6 protein-coding genes and 1 pseudogene are annotated in these 5,600 nt (G+C 48.0%); 6 read left to right on the top strand and 1 reads right to left on the bottom strand.

Annotated elements, in window-relative coordinates; genetic code table 11:
• The 6 genes and pseudogenes from AC1WIP_RS10495 to AC1WIP_RS10470 all read left to right on the top strand — a co-directional run.
• Nucleotides 1–240: pseudogene (locus AC1WIP_RS10495) on the top strand (ABC transporter permease); the annotation flags it as partial.
• A complete protein-coding gene (locus AC1WIP_RS10490; protein WP_481141779.1) occupies nucleotides 237–1,007 on the top strand; it encodes an ABC transporter permease in 771 nt (256 codons plus the stop codon). The pseudogene AC1WIP_RS10495 and the gene AC1WIP_RS10490, both read left to right, overlap by 4 nt.
• Nucleotides 1,008–1,012: 5 nt before the next feature.
• A complete protein-coding gene (locus AC1WIP_RS10485) occupies nucleotides 1,013–1,300 on the top strand; it encodes a hypothetical protein (RefSeq protein WP_481141778.1) in 288 nt (95 codons plus the stop codon).
• A gap of 4 nt (nucleotides 1,301–1,304) precedes the next feature.
• Nucleotides 1,305–1,775 (top strand): hypothetical protein, encoded by a 471-nt coding sequence (locus AC1WIP_RS10480; protein ID WP_481141777.1) that lies wholly within the window; start codon nucleotides 1,305–1,307, stop codon nucleotides 1,773–1,775.
• A 216-nt stretch (nucleotides 1,776–1,991) separates the two neighbouring features.
• Complete coding sequence (rhaB, locus tag AC1WIP_RS10475) at nucleotides 1,992–3,401, top strand: rhamnulokinase (protein ID WP_481141776.1); 1,410 nt, start codon at nucleotides 1,992–1,994, stop codon at nucleotides 3,399–3,401.
• Nucleotides 3,402–3,444: 43 nt separating this feature from the next.
• A complete protein-coding gene (locus AC1WIP_RS10470; RefSeq protein ID WP_481141775.1) occupies nucleotides 3,445–4,704 on the top strand; it encodes an L-rhamnose isomerase in 1,260 nt (419 codons plus the stop codon).
• Here the strand turns inward: AC1WIP_RS10470 and AC1WIP_RS10465 are convergent.
• Nucleotides 4,694–5,440, bottom strand: a complete 747-nt coding sequence (locus tag AC1WIP_RS10465; RefSeq protein WP_481141774.1) for a PHP domain-containing protein — start codon at nucleotides 5,438–5,440, stop codon at nucleotides 4,694–4,696. The genes AC1WIP_RS10470 and AC1WIP_RS10465 overlap by 11 nt on opposite strands.
• Between the last annotated feature and the right edge of the window lie 160 nt (nucleotides 5,441–5,600).

The following is a 5,600-nucleotide window of genomic DNA, read 5'->3' as shown; positions in this document are numbered from 1 at the left end:
GCCTGCAAGAATATGTGGGTATCCCTTGGTATCGGGGTGATTCTCGTATTCACCCTTTCCATTTTCCCCCAAGACAATGCCCTGCTTGGCCTGTTCCCCTTTGCTTCGCCCTATCAAATGCTCTCTACGGCAGTAGAAAACAGCCGTATTGCTTTGTATGTAACTGCCTGCGGAATCGAAACGGTTGTGTTCGGCATTGCGGAGGTCATTTATCTGAAAGTAAGGAGGTGCTTTGAATGAGCTTTTTATCCTTAGTGGAGGTGGAACTCAAAAAAATCCGCCGCTCTAAAATCTTTTTGATATTGCTGATTCCTGTAATTATGATGTGGATTCCGAGCATGATCAATGCGGATATGAACTTTGATTTGAGGGGTGTCCAGATCACTCCCGAAAACAACTTTTTCATTCAGGGCTTTATGGGTATGGCATGGTTTATGATCCCGGCGTCGCTGGTGATCTGTACCGTGTTACTTAATCAAACGGAACGCTCGAACAAAGGGATTTTGAAAATGCTGTCCCTGCCGGTCAGCACGACCAAATTGTGCCTTGCGAAATTTACTGTTTTGCTGATACTGGCGGCAGTGCAGATGATAATGTCCATTGGCGCGTACTATATCAGTGCAGCAATCGTTACCAATACCCAGGACTATCACTTTATCCTTGAGCCGTTATATGTCTGCAAAACTGTATGCAGCATATATGCCGCGGCAATCCCGATGGCTGCTGTGTACCTTGCGATTTCCACTTTAATTCAGTCTCCCATTTTTTCGGTTGGCATCGGTTTGGCTTCTATTGTACCTTCCGTGCTTATGATAAACACAAAAATCTGGTTTGCATACCCGATGAGCTATCCGTTCTATTTGTTAATGGTAGCGTATGGGAGAGCTGCCTGGGGTGTTTATGAAACACAAATTGCCTGGCTGCCCTGGCTGCCTGCTGCAGTCGGAATCACAATTTTGGCACTTGCCGTATCCTGTATTCGATTCGGCGCATCTGAAAGGAGATAACTACAATGAAAAACAAAATTTTAACTGCTGTTTCTGTCATTATGCTGTTTGTCCCGTGGACGATCTTACCATTGCGCAGCTTTGACTGGGCATTGGAGTCGCCGGCGGCGGAGATTATGATTTACAGTTACGCCGCCTTTATGATTTTTTCAGGTATCTTTTCTATTCTGGCGTATACCAAAGGCAGGGTGAAATCCAAACTTATGCAGGTGTGTGTTGTAATCAACAGCATTTACGCGGTGGGCGCGATTGCGATCATTGCTATGAATATTATAACAAGGATTGGCGGGTGATGATATGAAAAGAATTCTGACTGTTTCACTGCTCTTCTTGTGTTTGATCTTTACCATCACGGGGTGCAGCGGCGATAATGTAAAAGACAATGTGATAAATGGCTTTAACGATATGCTCCAGTATTTCAGCAAGTATGCTCTTACAGATGAAAAAGATTTACAGGGCGATAAGACAAAAGGTGAGGATACCTATACAGGCTCCTATCATGCCGAATATGATAACTTTAACGGTACTGAATATATATTCGGAGGTACAGGGCTGGAACGGAAAAATGGAAATGATCTCACCGTAATTTACGAGCTGACAGTTGATTCCGGTACAGTTAAATTTTATTGGCGTGATAAAAACGAAGAAAAAATCATTGCAGATACAAGTGATACAGGCACATATTCCGTTACGCTTGAGGAAGGCGATAACTATCTTTCTTTAGAGGGAGATAATTTTTGCGGCTCATTGCAGGTGACTGTGGAATGAGGGAGAATGCTCGTTGAGCTAAGATATCGATTTTCCCTATAGAACGAAATAGAGGAATGAAAACAGGCATAGGAAAGCCTTTCATCAGCCCTTGGCAAATCAGGACACTTTTTTAAACAAATGGTGTCCTTTTTTTTGTCCTTTTTATAAGCTATCATATAACGTAGAATACTAAGGAAACCAGATTTTGCGCAAAACGGAAGGAGAGGGTATTTCATGGAGCAGTATTATCTTGCCATCGATATCGGCGCTTCCAGCGGCCGCCATATTCTCGGACATTTGAAAGAGGGAAGGATGGTGTTAGAGGAGGTGCACCGTTTTCCCAACGGAATGGTGGAAGAGGACGGAGAGCTTGTGTGGGATGTAGACAGGCTTTTTGAGGAAATCAAGACAGGAATGAAAAAATGTAAGGAAATCGGGAAAATACCTGTCAGCGCAGGCATTGACACCTGGGGGGTGGACTTCGTGCTGCTTGACGAAAAGGATCAGCGCATTGGAAATGCAGCTGCTTACCGGGACGGCAGAACCAGGGGAATGGATGAAGAGGTATATAAGATCATTCCGGAGAAAGAGCTGTATGCCCGAACGGGAATCCAGAAGCAGTCCTTTAACACCATTTATCAGCTGATGGCATTAAAGAAAAAAAAGCCAAAGGAGCTTTCTAAGGCCAGGACGCTTTTGATGATTCCGGATTATTTCCACTTTCTTCTGACAGGAAAAAAGGCGTCGGAATACACCAATGCCACAACGGGGCAGCTGGTAAGTCCAAAGACCAGGGACTGGGATTTGGAGCTGATTGAAAAGCTGGGCTATCCTGTGGAAATCTTCCAGAAGCTGTCCCTGCCGGGCACTGTCCTGGGGAACCTGAAGGAGGATGTGGCTGCTGAAATCGGTTATGACTGCAAGGTGGTCATTCCGGCAACTCACGACACGGGCTCGGCTGTGATGGCGGTGCCTGCCAAGGGAGAGGAGGCTGCCCTTTATATCAGCTCAGGCACATGGTCCCTGATGGGAACAGAGCTTAAGGAGGCGGACTGCTCCGAAGCAAGCAGAGAGCATAACCTTACAAATGAAGGGGGATACGATTATCGTTTCCGTTACCTGAAAAATATTATGGGGCTGTGGATGATACAGTCGGTAAAAAAGGAGATCGGAGAAGGCCTGGGCTTTGGGGAAATCTGCCAGATGGCCTCCGAGTGCAGCATTTCCTCTATTGTGGACTGCAACGATGACCGTTTTCTTGCGCCTGAGAATATGACCAAAGAGGTGCAAAAGGCCTGCCGGGAGACAGGGCAGCAGGTGCCGGAGGGAATCGCCCAGACAGCGGCGGTTATTTACAACAGCCTCGCCAGGTGCTATGCGGCCACCATGCAGGAGCTGGAGGAAATCACCGGGAGAACCTACGACAGGATACATATTGTGGGCGGAGGGGCCAATGCGGATTATTTAAACCGCCTTACCGCTGGGGCTGCAGGGGTTCCTGTGTACGCCGGGCCTGCGGAGGCCACTGCCGCAGGTAATCTTGCGGCCCAGATGATAGCGGCGGGAGAGCTTAAGGATTTACAGGATGCAAGAGCCTGTGTTTTTCAGTCCTTCCCCATTGTGGAATATCTGCCGGAGGAATGAAAAAGGAAACCAAGCAAATCAAGATAAAGGAGGAAGCAGTAAAATGACACAGCAGGAAAGATATGAATCTGCAAAACAAATGTATGGAGCGCTGGGGGTGGACACTGACGCTGCCATTGCCAAATTGAAGGAAATCCCGGTTTCCCTTCACTGCTGGCAGGGAGACGATGTGATTGGGTTTGACCATGACGGCCCCCTTACCGGAGGAATTCAAACCACGGGGGACTATCCCGGAAAAGCAAGGACTCCAAAGGAGCTGATGCAGGACATGGATAAGGCTATCAGCCTGATGCCCGGCAAAAAGAAGCTGAATCTCCATGCAAGCTACGCTGTCTTTGAGGAGGGCGAGTTTGCGGACAGGGATAAGCTGGAGCCCAAGCATTTTGCAAAATGGGTGGAATTTGCAAAGGAAAGAAACATGGGAATCGATTTTAATCCCACCTTTTTTTCCCATGATAAAATCAAGGATGGCCTGACGCTTACAAGCCCTGACGAGGAGATCAGACAGTTTTGGATCAACCACGGAAAGGCCTGCATCCGTATTTCTGAGTATTTTGCAAAGGAAACAGGGGTTCCCTGTGTAATGAATATCTGGATCGGCGACGGATTTAAGGATATTCCTGCGGACAGAATGGGGCCCAGAATGAGATATAAGGACTCTATCGAGCAGATTTTGTCCGAGCCCTATGACAAGAATTTAGTAAAGCCCTGTGTAGAGTCCAAGGTGTTCGGCATTGGCGTGGAGGCCTACACTGCAGGCAGCGCGGAGTTTACCTTAAGTTTTGCTGCCACCCACGACGGCGTGCTTCCTCTGATGGACAACGGGCATTATCACCCTACAGAGATGGTGTCGGATAAGATACCTGCGCTGCTTTGCTTTTTCCCGGAGATCGCCCTTCACATCACAAGGCCCATCCGCTGGGACAGCGATCATGTGGTGCTCTATGATGACGAGACAAGGGAGATGGCAAAGGAGATTGTAAGATGCGGCGGGCTTGACAGGGTCTATATGGCTCTGGATTACTTTGACGCAAGCATCAACCGCATTTCTGCCTGGACTGTGGGCTTTAGAAGCTGGCAGAAGGCCCTTTTGAACGCTTTGTGCACACCCAATGAAATGCTGAAAAAGCTGCAGGATGAAAGCTGCTTCACGGAGCTTATGGTGATGCAGGAGGAGATAAAAACCTATCCCTTCGGGGCTGTCTGGGAGGAATACTGCAGGCAGTGCGGCGTAGCGGGAGATACGGGCTGGCTTGACGAGATCAAAGAGTATGAGGCCAGTGTTCTTTCGCTCAGAAAATAGAAAAGGGGAGCCTTTCCGGATGCAGATTCCCGATCAGGGATGCAGGAAAGGCTCTTTCCTTTGTCAGGGAAAAGGCCTGTGCCATGCAGCCGATCTGCTCCTTTCCATGGCTGTCGCTTGAAAGAAGAATGGGATAATTCAGCCTGCGGCAGGCATCCAGCAGGCGAATAGCGCCCGGACGACAGTCTCCGCGATAACTGTCAGACAGCAGTGACACATTATTCAGCTCCGGCAGGACGCCTCTTTGGAGGGAAGCGCTTACTAAAGCATCGTAATTCACAGGAAACCGGGGATCGTCACAGTGGCCGATGATACGGACCTTTGGATGCTCCATGGCCCTTTGATAGGCAAGTGTGTTCTCTTTGACGGAGCCGGGCGTATATATGGGCAGGTGCATGCTTACAATCACATAATCCAGTGAGGCCAGAATCTCATCGGAAAGATCCAGATGTCCTTCCTTGTCTAAAATATTTGCCTCCACACCCAAAAGCAGGCGCACTCCAAAAGGACGCCTTTTTGAGCTTCCGGCCAGAGCGTCCTGTCTGTTAAGCACGGACAGTCCCCGAAAGTAGGAGGGTTTAGCAGAGCCCATAGTGGCCGGACCGTGATCGCTGATGCCCAGAATGGAGATCCCTCTGGCCGACGCCTCCCTGGCCAGGTCGGTGATGGTATCCTTTGTGCCGTGTCCGCTTGCGCAGGTGTGAGTGTGAAGATCTATCTTAAAAAAGTCATTCATAGGGAGTTCATTCCTTGTCTTTGTTCTCTTTTTCAGTATGTTCCCAAAACCTTGAAAAGTCAAGAAAAAACACATATTTTTGCAATAAAAACAAATAAAACAAATAAAAACAACATAAAACATACAATAAATATGTAACATTTATTGACATTCCACAGCG

This window comes from Acetatifactor sp., assembly GCF_982438285.1.
This window is presented reverse-complemented; position numbering and strand designations above follow the sequence as displayed.

Bases quoted from the DNA above. Each gene is read 5' to 3' on its own strand.
- AC1WIP_RS10480 (WP_481141777.1), top strand. From the start codon at position 1,305: ATGAAAAGAATTCTGACTGTTTCACTGCTCTTCTTGTGTTTGATCTTT.
- AC1WIP_RS10470 (WP_481141775.1), top strand. From the start codon at position 3,445: ATGACACAGCAGGAAAGATATGAATCTGCAAAACAAATGTATGGAGCG.
- AC1WIP_RS10485 (WP_481141778.1), top strand. From the start codon at position 1,013: ATGAAAAACAAAATTTTAACTGCTGTTTCTGTCATTATGCTGTTTGTC.
- AC1WIP_RS10465 (WP_481141774.1), bottom strand. From the start codon at position 5,440: ATGAATGACTTTTTTAAGATAGATCTTCACACTCACACCTGCGCAAGC.
- rhaB (WP_481141776.1), top strand. From the start codon at position 1,992: ATGGAGCAGTATTATCTTGCCATCGATATCGGCGCTTCCAGCGGCCGC.
- AC1WIP_RS10490 (WP_481141779.1), top strand. From the start codon at position 237: ATGAGCTTTTTATCCTTAGTGGAGGTGGAACTCAAAAAAATCCGCCGC.